This is a genomic window from Microbulbifer halophilus, assembly GCF_026183675.1.
Lineage (GTDB): Bacteria > Pseudomonadota > Gammaproteobacteria > Pseudomonadales > Cellvibrionaceae > Microbulbifer > Microbulbifer halophilus.
Genome location: NZ_JAPIVK010000030.1, coordinates 15,152 through 38,391 on the forward strand (window position 1 = coordinate 15,152; position 23,240 = coordinate 38,391).

Here is a 23,240-nt window from a genome sequence, read left to right on the forward strand (position 1 = left end):
TCCCCCGACAGAACAGTGGCGTTGGTACTTCGGAAGAGCGTGCGACGGATTGCGCAGGGAGCGATTACGGATATGGTGCTTTCGGAGTGTCGACCCCGGTGTTCTGTCGCCCGCGGCAGACACTCTTCCAGTGAAGTTGTCTTCATTTTCTGAACCACCCATATGGGTGGTTTTTTTGCATCCGGATAACGGCGGCGTTTTCCGGCCTACTGTGTCAGCTCCGCCCGTGCGCGCACCCGATCGAAATCCGTCTCCACCAGAATCCGCCCGTCGCGATACACCGGTAGCAACAGGTTCTCCCGCTGGCCCAGCTCTTCCAGGCGAATGGTTTCCATTTCACCGCGCCGGTTTTCCACCAGCGCCAGCCGTCCGCGCTTGGATTTTTTTTCCGGTCCGGTGACCGGGTCCTTGTAGACATCCCGCCACTGCCCGTCGATGCGGATGGCACTGGCCTTCATGGCAAAGCTCATGATGTCGCGGTCGAGTTTCTGCAGCAGCTCGCCGCCCATGCCGAAGGTGATATTGTCGGCGCTCTGTTTGCGCTCCTTCATCGCCTGCAGGATTTCGGGAATGGAGTGGCGCGAGACGCCGTCGCCCTGGATGATGCGGATGAAGTCCGGCAGCACCCGGTAGCCCTTGCTGTTTTCCGTTGCGCCGAAAATCTTCATCAGTCGCTCCAGGCTCTCGGTGACGATTTTCACCGGGTCGCCCGAATCGGGCCTGACCACCAGTGTGCCGCCGTTGTCGATCACGCGCTGCCTGAGGGGGCCGCCCCAGATGTTGTCGATCGCGTGCCAGAGATCGTAACTGTCGCTGACCACCGCCACCATCCTGTCCGGCCCGGCAAACTGGTCGAGCATATTGGCGTAGGCGTCCGCCTCCCGCTCCCTGCCCCAGGCGGTCATGGTGCTGTGTTCTGCGGCCGGAATCGAGAAGCCGGCCATATCCGCATCGTAAAAGCGCCGCGCGGCGACCAGCCCGGAGACGGTGTCGGTACCCCGGAAATTCACCAGGTGGGCCATGCCGCCGATCATCGCACTCTCCAGGCTGCTGGCCCCGCGGGCGCCGAAGTCGTGCAGCTTGAGCGGCAGCGAATCGCGGGAGTCGGCGGTCTCGTCCAGGTAGCGGGCCACGGTCTTCTTGATTGCGCGGCTCTGGGTGGCCACGGTCATCGGGTACCAGAGCGCCCGCACCATGGCCGTCTCGATATAACTGGTGAGCCAGAAGCAGGCCGGACAGGTGTTCACCACCTGCAGCATCACATTGTGCAGCGGCACCAGCGTGCCCTCCGGCACCGCGGAGATCTCCAGCGGCAACAGCCCGCCGTGCGCGGCCAGAATATGCTCCCAGCCGGCGCGGTGGAACGGCAGGCCGTGGGCGTGCAGCATCTCCTCCGCCTCATCGATATCGCGCTTTCGGATGGGCGTCTGCAGATATTGGCGCATAAACGCCTGCAGGCCGAAAAACACCGCCTCGCGAAACTCGCCGCCGCGGCATTCCACGTAACTGCTGACGTGCTCCGCCCCCGGCGGATACTGCAGGTAGTGGCTGGCTTTGTAGCTGTCGACGTTGAGAATCGGGTTTTGCCTGGTCATGTCGGTATTGTGGTCCGGGAGCGCCTGTGATCCCAAAAGCAAAGCACAGCTCGGCCGGGCCTACCGGTGGCCGGCCGTTTCTGCCACTGTAATGGCCTGTAATTGATCCCTTTTGGGGGCGCCTGTAATTTGTAGGCGCTTTTTACTGCCGTGCATCGAAATTGGGGGAAACAATGAGAGAACGACCGGTATGTAATCCGGAGGCAGACAACTGATGGCCTTTCTGCTCGAAGACGGCAACCAGCTGTTCACTGGCGCGCTGGTACTGATGCTGATGATCGCGCTGCTCGAGGGCGTCATGGTACTGATCGGCGTCGGCCTGTCCGACCTGCTCGACAACCTGCTGCCGGATCTGGAGCTGAATGCCGATGTGCCGGATAGCGGCGGTGGGCTGAACCGCGTGCTGGGCTGGCTCAGGTTCGGCGAGGTGCCGGCGCTGATTCTACTGGTGGCCTTTCTGGTCAGCTTCGGCGTGACCGGACTGCTACTGCAGATGCTGGTGCAGTCCGTAAGCGGCGCGCTGCTGCCGGCCTGGCTGTCGGTGCTGCCGGTACTGGCCCTGGCGCTGCCGCAGGTGCGCTTTGTCGGCGGCCTGCTGCGTCGCTTTGCGCTCGGCAACGAGACAGAGGCCGTCGGCCGCGACACTTTCGCCGGCCGCGTGGCCGTTATCACCGTCGGGGAAGCCGTCGCCGGTTCCCCGGCCGAGGCCCGTTTCAGCGATGCCTACGGGACCACGCACTACGTGATGGTCGAGCCCTATGACGACGAAACCTTCAGCCAGGGCGACCGGGTGCTGTTGGTGGAGGAGCGGGGATCCGCTTTCCGGGTCATTGCTGCGCCGACTGATACTTGACACCCGAATCTTTGACTTCAGGTAGGAGACAACAATCAAAATGGAGAACACACAGTGATTCAGAATCTTTCCAGCATTCTTGTAATGGCGGGCGCAGTACTTGTGGGGCTGATTGTTATCGGCACCATCTTCGCGCGTCTCTACACCCGCGCCTCCAAGGAGCGCTCCTTCGTGCGCACCGGCATGGGTGGGCAGAAGGTGATCATGAACGGCGGCGCCCTGGTGTTGCCGGTGCTGCACGAGATCATCCCGGTCAACATGAACACCCTGCGCCTCGCGGTATCCCGCAAGGAACACCAGGCGCTGATCACCAAGGACCGCATGCGCGTGGATGTGCTGGCGGAATTCTACCTGCGCGTCAAGCCGGATAGCCATGCCATCGCCGATGCGGCGCAGACCCTGGGCGTGCGCACGCTCGATCCGGAAGCCTTGAAGGAGATGATCGAGGGCAAATTCGTCGACGCCCTGCGTTCCGTGGCCGCGGAAATGGAAATGGCGGAGCTGCACGAACAGCGCAGCCAGTTCGTGCAGAAGGTGCAGCAGGTGGTCTCGGAAGACCTGCTGAAAAACGGCCTGGAACTGGAAGCCGTCTCCCTCACCGGCCTGGACCAGACGCACAAGGAATTCTTCAACCAGGACAACGTCTTCGACGCCGAGGGTCTGGCCAGCATGACCCGCTCCATAGAGGCGCGGCGCAAGGAAGTGAACGACGTTGAGCAGGAAACGCGGGTGCAGATCGAGACGAAAAACCTGGAGACGGAACGCCAGCACCTGGAACTGGAGAAGGAAAAGCGTTACGCCCACCTGGAACAGCAGCGCGAACTGGAAAACCGCGGAGCCGCGCAGAAGGCAGATATTGCCCGCGAGCAGGCCGCACAGGAGCGAGGCGCGCGCCAGGCAGGCATTGAAGCCGAGCGCGAGGTGGATCAGTCGCGCATTACCGCCGAACAGGCCACGAAACTGCTGGAAATCGAAAAGGAAAAGCGCCTGCAGGAACAGGAGATCGAGCGCGAGCGCATCCTGGACGAGCAGCGCATTTCCAAGCAGAAATCCCTGGAAATTGCCGAACAGGAACGCGCCATTGCGGTCGCGGAAAAATCCAAGGACCAGTCTGTCGTCGATCAACAGGCCAGCGTCGCTCGCGCGGAAGCTGCGCGCGCGGAGGAGCAGGTAGGCACCGCCAAGAGCGTCGAAGTGGCGGAGCGCGAGAAGCAAATCGAAATCATCGAGGCGCAGAAGGAGGCCGAGCGCCAGGCGACTTCCATCAAGGTGGCCGCGGAAGCGGAAAAATCCGCGGCGGAAGACAAGGCCGAGGCCCTGCGCCAGCAGGCCACCGCCGAAGCGGAAGCGGTGCGCATCCAGGTGGAAGCCGACCGGGAAAAATACGCCGTGGACGCCGAGGGCCAGCGCCTGATGAACGAAGCCTTCAACAGCCTCAACGAGGCGCAGGTGTCGCTGAAGCGAGTCCTCAGCCTGCACGAGAACCTGCCGAACATTATCCGCGAGAGCGTCAAGCCGATGGAGAGTATCGACGGCATGAAGATCATTTCCGTGGAGGGTCTGAACGGCGTCGGTGATCGCACCGGCGGCGGAACCGTCGAGGGCGGCGGCGATGGTAATAGCCAGAGCCTGCCCGAGGCACTGGTCGGCAGTGCCCTGAAGCACCGTGCCATGGCGCCGCTAGTGGATTCGCTGCTGAAAGAGGCCGGTGTCGGCGATCTCGGCAAGACCGTGGAAACCGAAAGCTGATCGCAGCCTGGCCCAGGAGTGTTCAAAGCCGCCCGCGGGGCGGCTTTTTTACGGGGCGATAGTTGTTTCCGTCAGTGTCAACGCAGTTGCCGGTCAAAAAACGCAATCATGTCGTCCAGGGTATCCGGCGCATCCTCGTCAAAGCAGTTGCCGAGAAACTCGTTGCAGCCCGTATCGAGAAAGGCGTGGTTCTTGCCCTCATAGACCCGGTATTCAACCGGCTGCCCCGCATCGCGCAGTGTGTCGACAAAAGCCTTCACCGCCTTCGGCGGCGTGGTTGTATCCTCGCTGCCCACATGGGCAAAAACCGCTGGCAGCTGGTAATCCTCGGCAGAGGGCACCCGGTGTAGCGGCGATACGGCCTTGTAGAGCTCGGGGTTGTCCTGCGGATTGAACCCGGTGCCGAAGATACCGCGCGGTTCGGCACCGGCCCACTGCCAGAAGCCATTCTGCTCCGTCTCGAATCCGCCCAGGGCGGTCGCGTGGAGATCGAAGGCACCGTAGCTGAGCACCGCCGCCTGGACTGCCAGGCCGTCCTCCGCGGCCACCTGCTCGGCGGTCTTGCCGGTGGGCAGATAGCTGGGATTGAAGCCGGGCTTTTCGGCATCGAAGCCGGCACTGGCCAGGTTGCGCCCGGCCGTCAGCACCATCGCGGCCAGGTGGCCGCCGGCGCTGTCGCCGGTGACCGCCACGCGCCGCGGGTCGCCGCCGTAATCGGCGATATGTTCCTTGACCCACAGCAGGCCGCCGAAAACGTCCTCGACGATCTCGTTCATACGGGTGCGGTTGTCGTTGTCGACCAGCAGCCGGTAGTTCATGTTGGCGACCACGAAATCGCCCTCGGTGGCGAGGTAGCGGGCGGCGGCATCCATGATGCTGTGGTCGTTCACCAGCCAGCCGCCGCCGTGGTAGACGACCACCACCGGGTAGCTGTCGCGGCCGGTGGATGGCACATGGATGTCCAGCGTCAACGGTACGCCCTCCGGTTGCGCCCAGGGGATATCCTCGTGCAGGGCGACTTCCGTCGCCACTGCCGCGGCGTTGCACAGGGCGAGGACAAACATCGTCAGTATCCGGAACACGGCTCTATCTCTTGCTATAGCTTTAGGGAGAGATGCCACTGTATTGACCCTCGCACCCCTGCGCCAGTACCACCTGTGAAGTGGGAAAAGCCGCCGGGGCTGGATGCCGAACCCCATGGAATACAAGGACTACTACAAAACTCTCGGCCTGGAGCGGGATGCCGACCAGGCCGAGATCAAGCGCGCCTACCGCCGGCTGGCGCGCAAATACCACCCGGATGTCAGCTCGGAGCAGGAGGCCGAGGATCGCTTCAAGGAAGTGAGCGAGGCCTACGAGGTGCTCAAGGACCCGGAGAAACGCGCCGCCTACGACCAGCTCGGCAGCGGCTACCACTCCGGGGAGGAGTTCCGCCCGCCGCCGGACTGGGACCAGGGCTTCGAATTCCACGGCGGCGGCTATACCGAGGCGGACCCGGAGGCGTTCAGCGACTTTTTCGAAAGCCTGTTCGGCCGTGCCGGCTTCGGTGGTGGCTTCGGGGCAGGGAGCGGCGGCTTTCGGCATGAATTCCACGCCCAGGGCGAGAACACCCACGCCAAAATCGCCATCGACCTGGAGGACAGCTACCGTGGCGCCACGCGCCAGATCACACTGAAACACTCCGAACTGGGGGCGGACGGCCGCCCCCAGGTCAGGGAGCGCAAGCTCAACGTCAAGATTCCCCGGGGCGTCACCGAGGGCCAGCAGATCCGGCTGGCCGGCCAGGGGCAACCGGGGATGGGCGAGGGCAAGCCCGGTGACCTGTATCTGGAGATCACCTTCAATCCGCACCGTCTCTATTCGGTGGAGGGGAGTACCGTCTATCTCGACCTGCCACTGGCCCCCTGGGAGGCGGCCCTCGGCGCCCGGGTGCAGGTGCCGACGCCGGAGGGCGCGGTGAACCTGACGATCCCCCCGGGCAGCAAAAGCGGCGGCAAGCTGCGCCTCAAGGGGCGCGGTATTCCGGCGAAGAAACCGGGCGACCTCTACGCGGTCCTGAAAGTGGTCGCACCGCCGGCGGGAGACGAGGCGCAGAAGGAGGCCTACCGCCGGTTCAGCGAGGCGTTTGAATTCGATCCGCGTGCGAACATGGGAGCCTGACGATGGCGAGCAGGAATCACGAAGCAATCACCGGCGCGATTCTCGATGAGGACAGCGAGCTCACCCTGAGCGAACTCTGCCGCGCCTGCGGCCTGCCGGCGGAACATATCATGGCGCTGGTGGAAGAGGGCGTGATAGAGCCGCGCAGCCGCGCGCGCCTGCGTTTCAGCGGCATCTGTGTGCGTCGGGTGCGCCGGGTCCACTCCCTGGAGCGGGATCTGGGGGTGAACCTGGCCGGCGCGGCGCTGGCGATCGAGTTGCTGGAAGAGATTGAAAGGCTGCAGGCGCGCGTGGCGCGGTTGGAGGATTCGGGCCAGGGGTAGCCCGGGAGGAGCCGATTAAAACGCCTTCCAATCCTGAAAGCAGAGGGAGCTGAAATTCCGCCGTAGATCGAAGCGAATTGCGGCGAAGTAGGCCTGTCAGGCAGTGGCCGCCCTGGTGATGGTCATAACCAGATAGGCGTTGTAGGCGATGTAGGCCGCCAGCAGCAACCCGCCCTCGAAGCGGTTGATGCGCCCCTGGCCGCGGAAACCGTAGCCGAATACGAACAGTGCCACCGTCAGGCCGATCACCATGGGCCAGTCCCTTGTGAGCATTTCCGGCGGTACATTGTCCATGGGCGCGATAACGCCGGCGATCCCCACCACCGCCAGCAGGTTGAACATGTTCGAGCCCACCACGTTGCCGATGGCGATATCGTGTTCGCCCTTGCGCGCGGCCACCACGGTGGCCGCCAGCTCCGGCAGCGAGGTACCCAGGGCGACGATGGTGAGGCCGATAACCAGGTCGCTGACACCCAGGGACTCGGCGATGGTCACCGCGCCCCAGACCAGTATGCGCGAGCTGATGATCAGCAGTGCCAGGCCGCCGACCACCCAGAAAATGGCGCGGCCCAGCGGCATGGAATGCACTTCCAGCTCACTCTCCACGTTGCTCTCGAGCACATCGCCCTTGCCGCGCAGACCGGAATAGATGGTCCAGCCGATCAGCGCGAAGAAACCCAGCAACAGCACACTGGCCTCCGGCCGCGCCAGCCGGCCGTTCCAGAGGAAAAAACCGGTGAGGCAGCTGATTGCCAATAGTAGCGGCAGTTCCCGGCGCACGATCTTCGAGTGCACCGTCAGCGGAATCAGCAGTGCGGTGGCCCCCAGGATCAGGCCGGTATTGGTGATATTGGAGCCGTAGGCGTTGCCCAGCGCCAGCCCCGGGCTGCCGTCCAGCGCGGCCATGGCGGACACCACCATCTCGGGCGCAGACGTGCCGAAACCCACGATCACCATGCCGATCAGCAGCGTCGGCATGCCCGCGTGCTTGGCGGTGGCCGCGGCACCCTCGACGAAACGGTCGGCGCTCCAGACCAGCAGGGCGAATCCGGCGATGACGGCGAGGGCGGCGAGAAGCATGGGGCGTCCTGTGCAAGTGTGAATTCGGGACCTGGATCCGCCGGGCGGATCCGTAAACGGAGGCCGATTGTAACGGCTCGGTGGAATTGGGGAAGGGCTTTCTCTGTGGCGGCGAATGCCCGGTCCCGATTTGTCCTCGCTCTGTCTAAAAAAACGCCATATCTGAACTACAGTGAGTACATACCCGACCGAACTTGCGAGGGCCATCCCCGATGGACAAGAAGCTTCTGCTGGGCGCCCTGATCGGCGCCGGTATTTCCATGCTCAACAAGAAGGCGCGCCAGCAGCCGCAGGCGCCCTCCGGGGCACCCGGAGGCGGGAAGATACCGCCGCCGGACTTCTCCCGCGTGCCGCCGCCGAACCCGGAGCAGGCGGGCCCGGACAGCACCAGCCTGGACGACATCCTGTCCCGCGCCGGCAAGTCCGGTGGCGCGACACCGGGCGGCTCCCGGAACGGCAGTCCCGGCGATATCTCCGGCGGCGGCATACCGGCCGGGGCGGGTGGCGCCGGTATGCTGATCGAGATGGCCCGCCGCGTATTCGAGCAGATGCAGCAGCAGGGCGGTACCGCCGGCAAAGACGGTGGCGCGCCCGCGGGCGCCAGCCTGGACGACATCCTAGGCCAGATCTTCGGCCGCGCGGGCGGCAAGTTCAGTCCCCAGGGGCCGGGTGGTCCCGGCGGCAATACCGGTGGCTGGTCCAATCCCCGGGAGAGGATCTTCGGATTTGCCGATAGCGGTGCCGGCGCACACGGCGAGGAGCAGGCGGACGCATTGCTGCGCGCGATGGTGGCCGCCGCCCAGGCAGATGGCCGCATCGACGAGAAGGAGCAACGCAATATCACCGGGGCGCTGGAGGGCAAGCTGGACAGCGCCGACCTGGAGGAACTCCGGCAGCTGCTGACGCAGCCGGTGGATATGGACCAGGTCATCGCGCGGGTCAACGACCCGGCCACGGCGTTGAACCTCTACCTGGTGTCGGCGATGACCATCAACGAGGACAATCCGAGGGAAAAGGCCTATATGGACAGGCTGGCGGAAAAGCTCGGCATCTCCGAGGAGGCGGTGCGGACCATCGAGCGGCAGTTACCGCAGATGCCGCGGGCGGCCTGAAACCCGCAGGCGCCGACGGCGCACCCCGGCCAATTCGATTTTTCCGGCGGCCCGCCAAGGGGGCCGTCACAACGCTGAAGGAGTTATCTATGAATCCTGTAAAGTTGCTGTTGAAGGTGTTTGCGATAGGGCTGCTGATTGTGGCGTTCGCCGGTTGTTCGCCGAAAGATGACGGGCCCCAATCCCCCGACAGCCAAATGACCTCGCCCCAGAATGAGGAGCAGGTCGGCCCGGTCGGCTGTTGTGAGGAAGGCATTGATTCCTGCTCCTCGCCGGCGACCAAATCGGAGTGCGAAGAATCGGACGGCGTTTTCCATAAGGGAAAAGCCTGTGATCTCGATAGTGGCAAGTGCCGCGACGGGCTCTGACCGGTACTGTCGCTTTACCTCTGCCCGTGCCAGGCGGTAGCTCTGCGGAATTCTCCCCGGTGGGATATCCGCTCGCGGGTCACCCCGGCCGCACTGTCACGGTATTGGCAGACGTCGAGATCATCACCACCTGCTTGCGGTTGCGCTGCGTAAAGCAGGCATCCGCCGGCAGCCTCCTGCCTGTATCCATATTCAGAAGTGACCAGATTCCATAATAGGTTCCAGGTTTCTCCACCTCTTGACATTAGTTACACTTGCAACTAAGTTCGTTGCACCTGAAACTAATGAGTCCGCTGTGGCACCAACGGCGCAGCTTGATGAGAGAAATAATGGAGGACCAGATGGCCGATTTATTTGAAAACCCGATGGGTCTGGACGGCTTTGAATTCGTCGAATTCACCGCGCCGGAGAAGGGCATCCTGGAAAGTGTGTTCGAGGTCATGGGCTTCACCCGGGTGGCCCGCCACCGCACCAAAGACGTGGAGCTGTGGCGCCAGGGCGATATCAACTTCATCACCAACTACGAGCCGGGTAGCCACGCCGACTACTACGCCCGCGAGCACGGCCCGTCCGCCTGCGGTCTGGCCTTCCGCGTGAAAGACGCCACCCACGCCTACAACGAGGCGATCGAGAAGGGCGCCCAGCCGGTACAGGTGGAAACCGGCCCCATGGAACTGCGACTGCCGGCGATCAAGGGTATCGGCGGTGCCACACTCTACCTGATCGACCGCTACGCGGAAGGCGAGAGCATCTACGATATCGACTTCCACTGGCTGGAAGGCGTGGACAGGCACCCGGAGGGCTGCGGCTTCCACACCCTGGACCACCTGACCCACAACGTCTATCGCGGCCGCATGGACTACTGGGCCAAGTATTACGAAGACCTGTTCAACTTCCGCGAGATCCGCTACTTCGATATCAAGGGTGAGTACACCGGCCTTACGTCCAAGGCCATGACCGCGCCGGACGGCAAGATCCGCATCCCGCTGAACGAAGAGGCGGCCGGTGGTGGTGGCCAGATCGAAGAGTACCTGATGAAGTACAACGGCGAGGGTATCCAGCATATCGCCTTCGCCTGCGACGACCTGGTGGCCTGCTGGGACCGCCTGAAAGAGCAGGGCATGAAGTTCATGACCCCGCCCCCGGAAACCTATTACGAAATGCTGGAAGAGCGCCTGCCGGGCCACGGCGAGCCCACCGAAGAGCTGAAAAAGCGCGGCCTGTTGCTGGACGGCACCACCAAGGACGGCCAGCCGCGCCTGCTGCTGCAGATATTTTCGGCCAATATGCTCGGCCCGGTGTTCTTCGAGTTCATCCAGCGCAAGGAAGACGAAGGCTTCGGCGAGGGCAACTTCAAGGCCCTGTTCGAATCCATCGAGCGCGACCAGCTCAAGCGCGGCGTGATCGGTGACAAGGACAAGAAAGACGGCGACGCCGCCTGATCGGGAGTACCTGCGGCGTAGCCCTGGAAATCAACTCGCGGGGTTCTGGACCGGCAGCGAGCGTGAAGAGCCGGGAGGGGGATTGTTTTCCGGCTCCATCCCGGAACTCCGAAATTTGAGCTTGGAACAAAGAGTATGATCAAACGCATTCACCACGTGGCCTACCGTTGTCGAGATGCGAAGGAGACGGTAGAGTTTTACCGCGATCTCCTGGACATGAATTTCCAGCTCGCCATCGCCGAGGACAAGGTGCCCTCCACCGGCGAGCCGGATCCCTATATGCACGTATTTCTCGATGCGGGCATGGGCAATGTGCTCGCCTTTTTCGAGCTGCCCAACTCCCCGGAGATGGGCCGCGACGAGAAAACACCCGAATGGGTGCAGCATATCGCCTTCGAAGTGGAGAGCATGGACGATCTGCTGGCGGCCAAGGCCCGCCTGGAAGCCGCCGGCATCGACGTGCTGGGCCCCACGGACCACACCATTTTCAAATCCATCTATTTCTTCGACCCCAATGGCCATCGCATCGAGCTGGCCGCCGATACCGCCAAGCCCGGTATGCACAGCGAGCTGAAGCGCGTGGCCGGGGATATGCTGGAAGAGTGGTCCCGCACCAAAAAGGCACCGCGGCACGCGGCCTGGATGCACGGCGAAGGAGAATTCAAACCGAACACCGAAGAGGACTCACAGTGAAGTTAGCCAGCCTGAAACAGGAAAACGGCCGCGACGGCCAGCTGGTGGTGGTCTCCGACGACCTGACCCGCATGGCGTCCGCCGCCGATATCGCGCCCACGCTGCAGAGCGCACTGGATGACTGGGATGCCGTATCCGGCCAGCTGGAAGCGCTGGCCGGCAGACTGCAGGGCGGCGAGATCGAAGGCGAGGCCTTCGATCAGGGCAAATGCCACTCGCCGCTGCCCCGCGCCTACCACTGGGCCGACGGCTCCGCCTACGTGAACCACGTGGAGCTGGTGCGCAAGGCGCGCGGTGCGGAAATGCCGGAAAGTTTCTGGACCGACCCGCTGATGTACCAGGGCGGTTCCGACACCTTCCTGGCCCCGCGCGAGCCGGTAAAAATGCCCCAGAGCGAGGGCTTCGGCATCGACTTCGAGGCCGAGATCGCGGTCATTACCGACGATGTACCCATGGGGGTGAGCGCGGAGGAAGCACTGAAGCACATCAAGCTGGTGATGCTGGTGAACGACGTCTCGCTGCGCGGCCTGATCCCGGGCGAACTGGCCAAGGGCTTCGGCTTCTACCAGTCCAAACCCTCCAGCGCCTTCTCGCCGGTGTGCGTCACGCCGGAACAGCTCGGCGACCACTGGAAAGAGGGCAAGCTGCACCTGCCGCTGGTTTCCGAATTGAACGGCGAGAAATTCGGCGAACCCAACGCCGGCGTGGACATGACCTTCCACTTCGGCCAGCTGATCGCCCACGCCGCCAGGACCCGCCCGCTGGGCGCCGGCACCATCATCGGTTCCGGTACCGTGTCCAACAAACTGGACGACGGCCCGGGCAAGCCGGTCAAAGAGGGCGGTGTCGGCTACAGCTGTATCGCCGAGATCCGCATGATCGAGACCATCCAGGACGGCAAGCCGGGCACCTCCTTCATGCAGTTCGGCGACAGGATCGCGATCGAGATGCTGGACGAAAAAGGCCAGTCCATTTTCGGCCGTATCGAGCAGATGATCGAACAGGCCTGAGGTAGGGTGCGCCGTGCGCACCTTTTCCCTGTGCCCAATCAAACAGAAAAGCCCGGTCGAGATTCTCGACCGGGCTTTTTTTAATCTGTCGGAACCTGCCCTGCAGGCGAACGGCTGTAAAGTCGGTTTCGCCTGCAAGGCAGCTCCTACAGAATCTAAAGCCGCCGCATGGAAAGCACCGGCATACTCCGCCGCACCTTCGCCAGTTTTTCCGCCTCCAGCGTCGCAGTGATCACCGCCTCCCCCTCACCGGCCTCCGCCAGCACCTCGCCCCAGGGATCGATAACTGCCGAATGCCCCCAGGTGCGCCGTTTGGGTGTATGTTGGCCCCCCTGGTTGGCCGCAATCACAAAGCAACCGTTTTCGATTGCGCGGGCGCGCAACAACGTCATCCAGTGGGCGCGACCGGTGGTGTAGGTAAAGGCGGAGGGCACCAGCAAAACCTCGGCGCCGGCTGTGGACAATTGCCGGTAGAGTTCGGGAAAACGCAGATCGAAACAGATGCTGAGTCCCAGTTCCGCCCAGGGTGTGGCGGCTACGCAGGACGCGTCGCCGGGCTCGATACTGGCGGATTCCCGGTAGCTGCGCGCGGCGTCTTCCACCTCTACATCGAACAGGTGCATCTTGTCGTAGCGCGCCCTCAGTGAGCCGCGGTCGTCGTACAACAGGCAGGCCGAGCGGTGGCGTCTGCCCTCGACCGATGTGCCGTCGGGCCGATCCAGCAACGGCACCGCGCCGGCGGCGACCCAGACTCCCAGTTCTTTCGACCAGCTCTGCAGTGCGTGTTGAATGGGGTGATCTTTGGGGCTGGCCCCGCCGTCGGCCACAACCGGTTCCGCCGCGGCGTAACTGCCGCGGCCGGAGAAGTGGGCAAAATTTTCCGGCAGCAGCACCAGATCGGTGCCGCGTTCGGCGGCCTCATCCACCAGCGGGCCGGCACGGCTCAGGTTTTCGCCGACGCTATCGCCACTGACCATCTGCACAGCGCCCACACAGAAATCTTCCACCGCTAAACTCCTTTACTCAAAGAGAAGTTCCCACCGGATAACCCTACCACGGGAAAACCAAAACCGACGTCGTTCCCACCCGTAGGAGCCTGCTTGCAGGCGAACATCGAGACCACTCGCCCCTGTAACAACCTGATCCATTGGCAAACGACCCCATAACAGCCTCCTTCCAGCGCTCCACTTATGAAGCCTTTCCCGGTAGGTGATAAAGTTGCACGATAATCCGCACCAATAAGAACACCGGAGAACGCAAACATGGCAAGGCCCCTGAAGCTTCTGTCCATCCTCTACCTGGCCGCCTGGCTGCTGGTCCCCGCCGCCCAGGCCGCCACCCCCGCCGAACAACTACAGGCAATCATCGACGACCACTGGCAGTACAGCCTGCGGGAAGACCCGATAACCGCCGGTCGCATGGGCGTGCCGGACTACAACGACCGCCTGCCGGGTGTATCCGCGCAGGACCGCGCCCGTCGCCTGAAAGCCGAAAAAACGTTTCTCGCCCGCCTGGATAAAATCGATGCGCAGCAGCTCAGCGAATCCGACCGCGTCAACCTGGAACTGCTGACGTGGGTGCTGGAAAACTCGGTGGAGGCCAACGAGCTTTTCCTAGACCGCATTCCGCTGAACACCTTCTACAGCTTTACCAGCGCGGCACTGCACGCCAGCGATGGCCTGGCGATGCTCAAGGTGAGCGACTACAAAGACTATATCGCCCGCATCAACGATTTCGGCCGCTACTTCGACGAAAACCTGGCCAATATGCGTCGGGGTATCGAAGATGGTTTCGTGCTGCCGAAAATCGTTGTCGAGGGCATAGCCCCCACCGTGCGCGCCCAGGCCTACGATGACCCCACCGACAGCAGCCTTTTTGATCCCTTCGAGGATTTCCCGGACACCATTGCCGCCGGCGAACAGCAGCGCCTGCGCGCCGCCGGCAAAAAGGCGATTGCGGAAACTGCCATCCCGGCCTTCGCCCGCGTGGCGGATTTCCTAGAGGGCGATTATCTACAGGCTGCCACGGACACCATCGGCGCCGAGGAGCTGCCCGGCGGCGAGGACTACTACCGCCACGGCATCAAGACCTATGTCACCCTGGATATGGACCCGGCGGAAATCCACAAGACCGGCCTGGCGGAAGTCAAACGCATCCGCGCGGAAATGGATGAACTGATAAAAGAATCCGGCTTCGACGGCAACTTTGAGGAATTCACCGAGTTCCTGCGCACGGATCCACAATTCTACGCCGAGACGCCAAAGGATCTGCTCAAGGAAGCGTCGTACATCGCCAAGCGCATCGACTACCGCCTGCCGGAATTCTTCGGCAAACTGCCGCGCCTGCCCTACGGCGTGGTGCCGGTGCCGGACGAAATCGCCCCCAACTACACCACCGCCTCCTACAACCCGGCGCCCATCGGCGGTATCCGCGGCGGCGCCTACTGGGTCAACACCCACCAGCTGGACCAGCGCCCGCTATACGAACTGGTAGCCCTGACCCTGCACGAATCCGTGCCCGGCCACCACCTGCAGAATGCCCTGTCGCAGGAACTGGAAAACGTGCCCCAGTTCCGCCGCAACCTCTACCTGAGTGCCTTCGGTGAGGGCTGGGGCCTCTACGCCGAGCGCCTGGGCAAGGAGATGGATGTCTACGAAACCCCCTACCAGGATTTCGGTCGCCTCAGCTACGAAATGTGGCGCGCCGCGCGGCTGGTGATCGACACCGGCATCCACTCCCAGGACTGGACACGGCAGCAGGCACTGGACTTCCTCGCCGACAATACCTCCCTGTCCAAGGCCAATGTGCGCGCGGAAGTGGACCGCTATATCTCCTGGCCGGGTCAGGCACTGTCTTACAAGATGGGCGAGATCAAGATTCGCGAACTGCGGGAAAAGGCGGAGAAAGAGCTGGGGGACCAGTTTGATCTGCGCGCGTTTCACGATGCGTTGCTGGCCAATGGGGCGCTACCGCTGTCGATGTTGGAGGAGCAGATGGAGCGGTTTATTGCCGAGGCGAAAGAGTAAAAAACCTGGAACTCTGCTTTTTCGTCATTCCGGACTCGATCCGGAATCCAGACTGCCGGGACGTGTCACTGGATCCCGGGTCAAGCTCGGGATGACGAGTTTGGTAGGATGGGCAAAGCGCAGCGTGCCCATCATTCGGGTTTGATGGGCACGTCCATCCTGCTGGGAGTGTTGGCTTGCCCCGTCGCCGTTGTTGATGAACCCAGCAGCCCTTCAGAAACTGTAAGTCATCGCCGCAAAGCCGGTGACCACATAATCCTCATCTACAATCGGGCTGTCGGTAATCTTGTTGTCCAGCTTTTCCATCGCCACGTTCAGGGCCAGGCGCCAGCGCTCGCTCAACTCGAACATGCCCCCCATACTGGCCTCGATGGTGTAGCTGTTGCCGACGGTGTAGGCCGGCCTGCCGGGAATGGCGGCGGAGGTCGGTACGCCGAAGTCGTAGTTCGCCAGGTCGCCACTCAACCAGTTGACCCCCAACGACGGCATCAGCCGCAGGCGACCGAACTGGAAGCCCCGCGACACACTGGCCGATGCAGTGCCACCGCCGAAGCGGTCCAACAGGTCGTGCTGGTAGCGCAGGTCGAATTCGGTCCCCGCCGGCCCCTCGTAGGTCAGCGCCACACCGCCGAACACCGTATCGTCGCGATCGCCGAGACCCTCGAGAATTTCCGCATCCTTCTCTTCATAGGCGCCCATGCGGTAGCTGGCGGTGACGGCCAGCCGCAACCTGTCGCTGCCCAGCACGCCGTAGCGCAGTGAGGGCCCGATCCACTGCAGGCGTTCGCCGAAGTAGGTCACCACCGGGAAAGCCTGCACCACATTGGTATCCGAATCCAGATAGGGGCTGTTGCGGCCGATGACACCCATACCGACACCCCACTGGCCGGAATCCCCCAGCAGTTCATACAGGTGGATATCCACAGGGTTGGGTCCATCGGGCGCTACGGTAATGGCGGCCTGTTGAAAACTCGGCGGGCCCTTGGGCTGGTAATTGTTCGAAAGCCCCAATGATTCCCGCGGGATGCCCATAAAGTTCTTGTCCAGGGCGCGGTTGTCGTTTTCGTCGAAGAAGGCCAGCACCGCCACCTCGCCTTCCGGTACGCCGGAGACGACATAGCGCTCCCCCGGCCGGATGCTGAAGCGCTGTTCGCGGACCGGGTTGCGGAAGTCCGCGAAACTGTCCGGGTCGCTGTAGACCCGCAGCACCAGGGATCCCTTGGGCGGCAGGTTGTGTACTCGGACGCTGAGGTCCTCCGCCAGTGCTGTCGGCGGCCGGAAGAGCAGGATCAGTAGCAGGGGCAGGATGAGAATTTTCATGGGGTCGATCCATTCAGGGGAAAAGGGGCGCATGCAGATTGTATAAATATGGCGTTGCAGGTCGATGACCAACGTCTCTCCCGTCGCAAGATACCGGAAAATCGGGGCCAACAGGTTCCATGCTGCCAGAATTTGCGCGGCGCCCGCCAACCTCCGCAGGAGCCTGCCTGCAGGCGAACAATCGTCAACTCATCTCATCCAGTGGGCGAGGGCATCCCACCAGGAGCAGTACCCGCTTCAGGCATCAACGCGGTACTGACCGGCCGACTCCTCGATTCTCTGCTGTACCCGCTCCCGCTCTCGTTCCAGCTCGCGCTTCAGTTCCTCTTCGCTGGGTAAAACGGTTACATACTTCGATGCGAACAGTTGCTGGCTGTCTTTGAGTACCGAATATTTCGCAACCGTGTGGTTGTGTTCGCTGCAAAGGATCAGCCCGATGGTGGGGTTGTCATCCTGGCCGCGCTTCTGCTCTTCGTAAAGCCGCACATACATATCCATCTGGCCGACGTCCTGATGCGTTAGCCTGTTCATCTTCAGGTCGATCAGTACGAAGCATTTCAGGAAGTAGTTGTAGAACACCAGATCCACATAGTAATCGCCGTCGTCGGTGCGGATACGTTGTTGCCGCTCGACAAACGCGAAGCCGCTGCCCAGTTCCAGCAGGAATCGTTGCAGGTTATTGATGATGCCCTGTTCGAGATGGTTCTCCTGGTAGGGACGGCTGTCCAGGTTCAGGAAGTCGAGGATATAGGGATCGCGCAGGTAGTTTCTGGGGTCGTCCGTGAGGGGCGTGGTCTTGTCCCTGGCTTCGGCCTCCACCGGCGCCTTCTCCTTGCTGGAGATCAGACGCTCGTAGTAGAGCACGCCTATCTGGCGCTCGAGGGCGCGGACACTCCAGCCCTGGTTTGCAGCTTCCTCCATGTACCAGATGCGGGCTTGGGGGGTCTCCAGGCGGGATAAGGTATTGTAGTGGGACCAACTCAATTCGAGAGACAGTGTCTCTCGAATTGGGAAAGCCTGGTAGAAACGCCGCATATTGCGCAGATTGGTGGCGTCGAACCCTTTGCCGAACCGCTTGGTCAATCGCTCGGACAGGCGTTTCAACTGAGCCTTACCATAGGCCGCCCGCCGTTCACCCTGCTGCTCGCGCTCCAGAATCAGCCGTCCTATGTGCCAGTAGGTCTGCACCATGGCTGAATTGACGCTGCGCTGCACCTCATTGCGGGCTCGCTCGACAAGCTGACTGATCTCTTCAAACAGGTCATCAGGCTGAGGTGGGTTATTCATATTCTGGTTCCCTCGAGTTGTCGTCCATTGTTCTCGTGAACCGAGGCATGCTTGGGTGCACATTGCACTATATCGAATTCGGGCCGGCCCTGAAGCCCATACTACATGCGTTAGCCACCGGAGCTTGCGCTGCATCATTTCATGTAATAAATTGAGTTACATGAAAAGAGACAGCAGACTCTCCGGCGTACTCCACGTACTCCTGCACATGGCCGATGCCGACGGGCCGGTCACCTCCGAGGCCCTGGCGGGCATGATGCAGACCAACCCGGTGGTGATCCGTCGCATTCTCGGCGGCCTGCGCAAGCAGGGGCTGGTGCAGTCGGAAAAGGGCCACGGCGGTGGCTGGCGGCTGGCCTGCGACCTGGATCAGGTCACGCTCTACGACATTCACGTCGCCCTCGGTGCCCCCGATGTGCTGGCGCTCGGCCACCGCACCGAATCCCCCGGCTGCCTGGTGGAGCAGGCCGTGAACGCGGCCATGAGCGACGCCTTCAGCGAGGCCGAGGCGCTGCTGCTGGATCGTTTCCGCACCATCACCCTGGCGGCGCTGAGCCGGGACTTCCGCCTGCGCAGGAAGAGCGGCGAGCGGGAGTGCGACAACCGGAAGTGATTCCGCCGGCGAACCCTGTTCGGACTGAACAATCGATCGGAGAAGCGAGATGCAACGGGATTCAATACGCAAGGCATTCGACCAGCAGGCCGCCAGCTACGACGAGCAGTGGCGCCGGTTGGGCCCGCTGAACCAGGCGCTGCACCTGCTGATGGGGTCGGTATTTTCCGATCTCCCCGCAGATGCCCGATTTCTCTGTGTGGGGGCCGGCACCGGGGCGGAGCTGCGTTTTCTCGCCGGTCAATTTCCGCAGTGGCGTTTTACCGTGGTGGAACCCTCCCCGGCGATGCTGGAAGTCTGCCACGATCACGCCGACAAAGCGGGCTTTGCCGAACGCTGTTCCTTTCATGAAGGCTATCTCGAATCGCTCGCCGATTCCGCTGACTTCCACGGCGCCAGCGCACTGCTGGTATCGCAATTTATCCTGGAGCGCGAGACCCGCATCGGCTTCTTCCGCGATATCGCCCGGCGGTTGCGGCCGGGTGGAATGCTCGTCAGTTCGGACCTGTCGTTCGATACGAAATCGCCAGCCTACGAAAAGCTGCTGGAAACGTGGTTCCGCATGATGCGCGGCGCCGACGATATTTCGCCCGGCGAGCTGGAACGCATCCGCACCGCCTACGGCCGCGACGTCGCTGTGCTGCCACCGGCTGAAGTGGAAAAGATGATCGAATCCGGTGGCTTCCAGCCGCCAACACCTTTCTACCAGGCGGGCCTGATACGCGGCTGGTATGCCGCGCGATCGCCACAGGGACATTGAACAGACAGGTCGAATTTGCCCTTTAATGAGGAGGTATCGCAATGGCGATTCACGATGTATTGATCGTCGGCGGCAGCTACGCCGGCATGGCCGCAGCCCTGCAACTGACCCGCGCCCGCCGCAGTGTGCTGGTGCTGGACGCCGGCCAGCGCCGCAACCGCTTTGCCAAACACGCCCACGGCATCCCGGGCCAGGACGGCCGCCCGCCATCCGCGATTGCCGAAGACGCCCGCGCCCAGTTGCTGAAATACCCCACCGTCACCTGGCTGGATGCCACCGCCAGATCCGCCGGGTGCGACGGCGATACTTTCCATATACAGACCGAAACGGGAGAGTCCTTCGAGGCCCGGCGGCTGATTCTCGCCAACGGCGTGCGCGACCAATTGCCGGATCTCCCCGGCTTGGCCGAGCGCTGGGGCAGATCCGTATTCCACTGCCCCTACTGCCACGGCTACGAACTGAACGAGGGCCCCATCGGAGTACTCGGCGTAAACGCCATGTCCGTCCACCAGGCCCTGATGCTGCCGGACTGGGGCCCGACCACCCTGTTTACCAACGGTATCGTCGAGCCGGATGCGGAAGAGCTGCGCCAGTTGGCAGCGCGCAACGTCAGCATCGAGGTGGAACCGGTCGCTGAACTGGCGGGGGAGGGCGAAGCCATCGTTCGCCTGCGCGACGGCCGCGCCGTCGAACTGGCCGGCCTGTTCCTGGTACCAACACTGGAGCCCGCCAGCCCACTCGCGGAACAACTCGGCTGTGCCTTCGAGGAAAGCCCGGTGGGGCGCGTCATCCAGACCGATGACATGCAGGCGACTTCCGTGCCCGCTGTATTCGCCTGCGGCGATACCGCGCGTGCGGCGGGCAGTGTGACCTTTGCGATGGCGGATGGGGCCATGGCGGGGATGGCGGCGCACAAGTCGCTGATCTTCGGCGAGGCCGGATGATTGGGCAAATAGCGGCTGCCAGGCCCCGGACGACATCCGTCACCGTCCTGCTCACGAGCCCCTCGCAAATCGTTGTTTTTTTACACGTTTTTTCCGAGTCCCGTAACCATAGGGTTCGGGTGGGATACTCAAAACTTATTCACAGATTTATCCAATGAATATGTTAGTAACCGAACCTTCATTTTTGCCGGGCCTGCGTTGTTGGTGATGGAATGGGAGTGAGTGGAAACTAACTCCCTGTGCCAGCCGGAGTCAGAAGCTTGAAAACTTATCTCGCAAAAAGCTGTGAATAAGCGAGATTAACCGGCAACTGGAATATCCCCGGGCATGCCTTGATGTTGCAATTAACGGGGAATGTTAAACACAGGCTAGAGATCGTCCCGGGAAAGCCGGTGATCCATCACCGGTGGTTGGTATTCATCCATCAACGCCAGCAGCTCCGCCGGCCGATCGGCTTCCAGCAGCATATTCCGGTACTGCGGCCGCAACAGCTGTTCCGCCACGCAGTGATCCAGGAAGCTGGCCAGGTGCTGGAAGTAACTGCTCACATTCAGCAGACCGCAGGGCTTGCAGTGGAACCCCAACTGCGCCCAGGTGAGAATCTCGAACAGTTCCTCCAATGTACCCAGCCCGCCGGGCAGGGCAATGAAGCCGTCCGAGAGCGATTCCATCATGGCCTTGCGCTCGTGCATCGAGCCCACCACATGCATCTCCGTCAAATCGGGATGGGGCACTTCCCGCACGGCCAGCGCCTCCGGAATCACGCCGGTCACACGGCCACCCCCGGCCAGCACCGCATCGGCCACCGCGCCCATCACACCGATACTGGCCCCGCCGTATACCAGCCCGATATCCCGCGCCAGCAGCTCTGCCGCCAGCGCCTCGGCCGCCTGCCGGTACTCGGGCCGGCGTCCGGGGTTGGAGCCGCAGTAGACACAGATATTCTTCATTTAAGCTGTTTGCTCCGCTGATTACATCTTATAAGTTGTACATCGAAATCCGGGGGCCGTTTCCAGGCTGAAAACAGCTCATATGATGTATTCTCCCTGGCGGACACTCTTTCTTCAGGCAATAGCGGGCTAGGCTTTCAGCTCCTCAAACCGGATGCCATGCTTATCGAGCAACTGCCTGACCCGGTGGGAGTCGTTGCTGGATTTCTTCACCCGCCGGCTCACGTTGAACAATTTCCTGCCCGCCTCCGCCATCGAGCTGGAGTTTTGGCAAACCTGGATCAATGCAGCCAGCTTCAGTTGATCGTAGTAATCCATCTCCTCGCTGCTGCCATCCCCCAGGATATTTTCGATCGTCGCCTTCGGGCTTTCTTCGCTGTCCGCCGCCGTCTGCCACTTGCGCTTCAAGCGGCTGATCTCCTCGTTGACCACCTCGACCGTGATGCGCCCGCCGTCGGCGAGCGTCCCCATACGGGTAATACTGGCATTCAGGTCGCGGAAATTGGCCGACCAGCTGGCCTCCGGCGAGCGGCCAAAAGCGAGATATTTCTCCCGCGCCGCCTTGTTGAAACTGACCAGGTGCCCCGCCTTGTTGGAATAGGCTTCCAGCTCGTAATCGATATTGGGCTCCAGGTCCTCGATCCGTTCCTTCAGCGACGGCAGCTCGTAGGTCCACAGGTCGATCCGGGCCAGCAGGTCCGCGCGAAAGTTTCCCTCCCGGGCCTGCTGGCCCAGGTCCTTGTTGGTGCCGGCAATCAGCTGGAAATCGCTGCTCGATTCCCGGTCGGAGCCGAACGGGATAAAGCGCTTGTCCTCGATCGCGCGCAGCAGCATTGCTTGCTCGTCCAGCCCGAGCTCGCCGATCTCGTCCAGGAATAGCAGCCCGTTGTGGGCCTCCTTCAGCAGCCCTGCGCGATCGGCCGTGGCGCCGGTAAAGGCGCCTTTCTTGTGGCCGAAAAGCGCGGACATGGTGTTTTCGCCCTTCAGCGTCGCGCAGTTGATGGCCACCAGCTGCCCCTCGAGCTTGCCGCGCTGCCTGCGCAGTTCGTACACCCGCTGCGCCAGCTGCGTCTTGCCGGCGCCGGTGGGGCCGGTAATCAGGATGGGCGCGTTGGAGCGGATGGAGACTTTCTCCAGCTGCTCGATCATGCGGTTGAAGGCGGCGTTGTTGGTCTCGATACCGCCCTTCAGGTAGACGGTGCCTTCCTGGTGTTCCTTCCGGAAGCGCGATGCGATCTGGTCGTACTTGGACAGATCCAGGTTGATGATCTGGTACTGCCCCGGCAGGTTGCTGTCGCGTTTCGCCGGTGCCGTCTGCAGCAGCTGCCCGGGCAGGTAGCCGGCCTCGGTCAGCAGGTAGAGGCAGATCTGCGCCACGTGGGTGCCGGTGGTGATATGCACCAGGTAGTTTTCCCGGCTGCGTTTGAACGGATAGCCGCGGGCGAAGTCCAGCAGCTGGCTGTACACCGTCTCGAAATCCCACGGATCGCGGAAGTTCACCCGGTGGTGGACCACCTCCGTCTCCGGCGACACACGGGCGATATCCTCCGTCACCTGGTCGGCCAGGCCCTGGGAGTGGTTGTCGAACAACAGTTCCAGCCGGTCGATCAGCAGATCGTCGTGCTGGCACATGGAAACGGTCGGCCGCCACTTGTCCCAGCGCTTGTCGCCCTTGCCGCGCCGATCCATGGTGGTGCCGAGAATACTGATAGCTACTGTTTTCATGGCTATCGAATATAAAAGTTTGCTATCAAAAAAGATAGATAAACGGCAATTCGATTTCGATCGAGGCTGTGGATAGCTTTCCAGATAAAAACAATAAATCCATAAAAATCAATCACTTAAAAATTTTTCCGATCCTTTGCGCAAAGTTGGCACCTTCCTGGCAATAGCAGTGGGCAAGCGCGGGCAACGCAACAGCGGACAACACCGCAAACGCATTTGAACAAGGGAAG

Annotated in this window: 21 protein-coding genes; 13 read left to right on the forward strand and 8 right to left on the reverse strand. The window is 62.2% G+C overall.

The features are described from left to right. Positions 1–206: 206 nt before the first annotated feature. Positions 207–1,595, reverse strand: coding sequence for a nicotinate phosphoribosyltransferase (locus OQE62_RS14860; RefSeq protein WP_265722831.1), 1,389 nt, complete (start codon positions 1,593–1,595; stop codon positions 207–209). Between the two features lie 214 nt (positions 1,596–1,809). Here OQE62_RS14860 and OQE62_RS14865 point away from each other — a divergent pair, with 214 nt between their 5' ends. Continuing rightward, positions 1,810–2,448, forward strand: coding sequence for a YqiJ family protein (locus tag OQE62_RS14865; protein WP_265722832.1), 639 nt, complete (start codon positions 1,810–1,812; stop codon positions 2,446–2,448). Positions 2,449–2,502: 54 nt separating this feature from the next. Further along, positions 2,503–4,197 carry a flotillin family protein gene (locus OQE62_RS14870; RefSeq protein ID WP_265722833.1) on the forward strand — a complete coding sequence of 565 codons (1,695 nt, stop codon included), beginning with the start codon at positions 2,503–2,505 and terminating at the stop codon, positions 4,195–4,197. Positions 4,198–4,274: 77 nt separating this feature from the next. On the opposite strand, the gene OQE62_RS14875 is transcribed toward OQE62_RS14870, so the two are convergent. Continuing rightward, positions 4,275–5,279, reverse strand: coding sequence for an alpha/beta hydrolase (locus OQE62_RS14875; RefSeq protein ID WP_265722834.1), 1,005 nt, complete (start codon positions 5,277–5,279; stop codon positions 4,275–4,277). A gap of 115 nt (positions 5,280–5,394) precedes the next feature. Here OQE62_RS14875 and OQE62_RS14880 point away from each other — a divergent pair, with 115 nt between their 5' ends. Then, positions 5,395–6,357, forward strand: a complete 963-nt coding sequence (locus tag OQE62_RS14880) for a DnaJ C-terminal domain-containing protein (RefSeq protein WP_265722835.1) — start codon at positions 5,395–5,397, stop codon at positions 6,355–6,357. A 2-nt stretch (positions 6,358–6,359) separates the two neighbouring features. Beyond that, the gene (locus OQE62_RS14885; RefSeq protein ID WP_265722836.1) at positions 6,360–6,680 is read left to right on the forward strand and encodes a chaperone modulator CbpM; all 321 of its coding nucleotides are present in this window, start codon (positions 6,360–6,362) and stop codon (positions 6,678–6,680) included. Between the two features lie 96 nt (positions 6,681–6,776). Here the strand turns inward: OQE62_RS14885 and OQE62_RS14890 are convergent, their stop codons facing one another. Next, complete coding sequence (locus OQE62_RS14890; protein ID WP_265722837.1) at positions 6,777–7,760, reverse strand: calcium/sodium antiporter; 984 nt, start codon at positions 7,758–7,760, stop codon at positions 6,777–6,779. Positions 7,761–7,972: 212 nt separating this feature from the next. Here OQE62_RS14890 and OQE62_RS14895 point away from each other — a divergent pair, with 212 nt between their 5' ends. The 5 genes from OQE62_RS14895 (at position 7,973) to OQE62_RS14915 (ending at position 12,385) form a co-directional block, all read left to right on the forward strand. Continuing rightward, positions 7,973–8,872: a tellurite resistance TerB family protein gene (locus OQE62_RS14895; RefSeq protein WP_265722838.1), complete on the forward strand. Its 900-nt coding sequence runs from the start codon at positions 7,973–7,975 to the stop codon at positions 8,870–8,872. Between the two features lie 89 nt (positions 8,873–8,961). Continuing rightward, complete coding sequence (locus OQE62_RS14900) at positions 8,962–9,240, forward strand: hypothetical protein (protein WP_265722839.1); 279 nt, start codon at positions 8,962–8,964, stop codon at positions 9,238–9,240. Between the two features lie 341 nt (positions 9,241–9,581). Then, positions 9,582–10,682, forward strand: a complete 1,101-nt coding sequence (gene hppD, locus OQE62_RS14905; protein ID WP_265722840.1) for a 4-hydroxyphenylpyruvate dioxygenase — start codon at positions 9,582–9,584, stop codon at positions 10,680–10,682. Between the two features lie 135 nt (positions 10,683–10,817). Then, complete coding sequence (locus OQE62_RS14910; RefSeq protein WP_265722841.1) at positions 10,818–11,375, forward strand: VOC family protein; 558 nt, start codon at positions 10,818–10,820, stop codon at positions 11,373–11,375. Continuing rightward, entirely contained in the window at positions 11,372–12,385 is a 1,014-nt protein-coding gene (locus OQE62_RS14915; protein WP_265722842.1) for a fumarylacetoacetate hydrolase family protein, read from the forward strand. The genes OQE62_RS14910 and OQE62_RS14915 overlap by 4 nt, the downstream gene beginning before the upstream one ends. A gap of 155 nt (positions 12,386–12,540) precedes the next feature. Here the strand turns inward: OQE62_RS14915 and OQE62_RS14920 are convergent, their stop codons facing one another. Then, complete coding sequence (locus OQE62_RS14920) at positions 12,541–13,392, reverse strand: carbon-nitrogen hydrolase family protein (protein WP_265722843.1); 852 nt, start codon at positions 13,390–13,392, stop codon at positions 12,541–12,543. Positions 13,393–13,647: 255 nt separating this feature from the next. On the opposite strand from OQE62_RS14920, the gene OQE62_RS14925 reads away from it, so the two are divergent. Next, positions 13,648–15,411, forward strand: a complete 1,764-nt coding sequence (locus OQE62_RS14925) for a DUF885 domain-containing protein (protein ID WP_265722844.1) — start codon at positions 13,648–13,650, stop codon at positions 15,409–15,411. 213 nt (positions 15,412–15,624) lie between these two features. Here the strand turns inward: OQE62_RS14925 and OQE62_RS14930 are convergent, their stop codons facing one another. Both OQE62_RS14930 and OQE62_RS14935 read right to left on the reverse strand, forming a co-directional pair. Further along, the gene (locus tag OQE62_RS14930) at positions 15,625–16,731 is read right to left on the reverse strand and encodes a MipA/OmpV family protein (RefSeq protein WP_265722845.1); all 1,107 of its coding nucleotides are present in this window, start codon (positions 16,729–16,731) and stop codon (positions 15,625–15,627) included. Between the two features lie 237 nt (positions 16,732–16,968). Continuing rightward, positions 16,969–18,018 carry a PDDEXK nuclease domain-containing protein gene (locus OQE62_RS14935; protein ID WP_265722846.1) on the reverse strand — a complete coding sequence of 350 codons (1,050 nt, stop codon included), beginning with the start codon at positions 18,016–18,018 and terminating at the stop codon, positions 16,969–16,971. Positions 18,019–18,178: 160 nt separating this feature from the next. On the opposite strand from OQE62_RS14935, the gene OQE62_RS14940 reads away from it, so the two are divergent. From OQE62_RS14940 to OQE62_RS14950, 3 genes are read left to right on the forward strand one after another with little or no spacing between them, the layout of a single operon-like run. Further along, the gene (locus OQE62_RS14940; RefSeq protein ID WP_265722847.1) at positions 18,179–18,631 is read left to right on the forward strand and encodes an Rrf2 family transcriptional regulator; all 453 of its coding nucleotides are present in this window, start codon (positions 18,179–18,181) and stop codon (positions 18,629–18,631) included. 49 nt (positions 18,632–18,680) lie between these two features. Then, positions 18,681–19,391: a class I SAM-dependent methyltransferase gene (locus OQE62_RS14945; RefSeq protein WP_265722848.1), complete on the forward strand. Its 711-nt coding sequence runs from the start codon at positions 18,681–18,683 to the stop codon at positions 19,389–19,391. A gap of 41 nt (positions 19,392–19,432) precedes the next feature. After that, positions 19,433–20,335 carry an NAD(P)/FAD-dependent oxidoreductase gene (locus OQE62_RS14950; protein WP_265722849.1) on the forward strand — a complete coding sequence of 301 codons (903 nt, stop codon included), beginning with the start codon at positions 19,433–19,435 and terminating at the stop codon, positions 20,333–20,335. A gap of 368 nt (positions 20,336–20,703) precedes the next feature. Here the strand turns inward: OQE62_RS14950 and OQE62_RS14955 are convergent, their stop codons facing one another. After that, positions 20,704–21,285, reverse strand: a complete 582-nt coding sequence (locus OQE62_RS14955; protein WP_265722850.1) for an LOG family protein — start codon at positions 21,283–21,285, stop codon at positions 20,704–20,706. Between the two features lie 129 nt (positions 21,286–21,414). Further along, complete coding sequence (rtcR, locus tag OQE62_RS14960; RefSeq protein ID WP_265722851.1) at positions 21,415–23,010, reverse strand: RNA repair transcriptional activator RtcR; 1,596 nt, start codon at positions 23,008–23,010, stop codon at positions 21,415–21,417. Positions 23,011–23,240: the final 230 nt, after the last annotated feature.

Bases quoted from the DNA above. Each gene is read 5' to 3' on its own strand.
- OQE62_RS14900 (WP_265722839.1), top strand. From the start codon at position 8,962: ATGAATCCTGTAAAGTTGCTGTTGAAGGTGTTTGCGATAGGGCTGCTG.
- hppD (WP_265722840.1), top strand. From the start codon at position 9,582: ATGGCCGATTTATTTGAAAACCCGATGGGTCTGGACGGCTTTGAATTC.
- OQE62_RS14930 (WP_265722845.1), bottom strand. From the start codon at position 16,731: ATGAAAATTCTCATCCTGCCCCTGCTACTGATCCTGCTCTTCCGGCCG.
- OQE62_RS14945 (WP_265722848.1), top strand. From the start codon at position 18,681: ATGCAACGGGATTCAATACGCAAGGCATTCGACCAGCAGGCCGCCAGC.
- OQE62_RS14860 (WP_265722831.1), bottom strand. From the start codon at position 1,595: ATGACCAGGCAAAACCCGATTCTCAACGTCGACAGCTACAAAGCCAGC.
- OQE62_RS14940 (WP_265722847.1), top strand. From the start codon at position 18,179: ATGAAAAGAGACAGCAGACTCTCCGGCGTACTCCACGTACTCCTGCAC.
- OQE62_RS14955 (WP_265722850.1), bottom strand. From the start codon at position 21,285: ATGAAGAATATCTGTGTCTACTGCGGCTCCAACCCCGGACGCCGGCCC.
- OQE62_RS14925 (WP_265722844.1), top strand. From the start codon at position 13,648: ATGGCAAGGCCCCTGAAGCTTCTGTCCATCCTCTACCTGGCCGCCTGG.
- OQE62_RS14880 (WP_265722835.1), top strand. From the start codon at position 5,395: ATGGAATACAAGGACTACTACAAAACTCTCGGCCTGGAGCGGGATGCC.
- OQE62_RS14895 (WP_265722838.1), top strand. From the start codon at position 7,973: ATGGACAAGAAGCTTCTGCTGGGCGCCCTGATCGGCGCCGGTATTTCC.
- OQE62_RS14935 (WP_265722846.1), bottom strand. From the start codon at position 18,018: ATGAATAACCCACCTCAGCCTGATGACCTGTTTGAAGAGATCAGTCAG.
- OQE62_RS14890 (WP_265722837.1), bottom strand. From the start codon at position 7,760: ATGCTTCTCGCCGCCCTCGCCGTCATCGCCGGATTCGCCCTGCTGGTC.
- rtcR (WP_265722851.1), bottom strand. From the start codon at position 23,010: ATGAAAACAGTAGCTATCAGTATTCTCGGCACCACCATGGATCGGCGC.
- OQE62_RS14885 (WP_265722836.1), top strand. From the start codon at position 6,360: ATGGCGAGCAGGAATCACGAAGCAATCACCGGCGCGATTCTCGATGAG.
- OQE62_RS14950 (WP_265722849.1), top strand. From the start codon at position 19,433: ATGGCGATTCACGATGTATTGATCGTCGGCGGCAGCTACGCCGGCATG.
- OQE62_RS14910 (WP_265722841.1), top strand. From the start codon at position 10,818: ATGATCAAACGCATTCACCACGTGGCCTACCGTTGTCGAGATGCGAAG.
- OQE62_RS14865 (WP_265722832.1), top strand. From the start codon at position 1,810: ATGGCCTTTCTGCTCGAAGACGGCAACCAGCTGTTCACTGGCGCGCTG.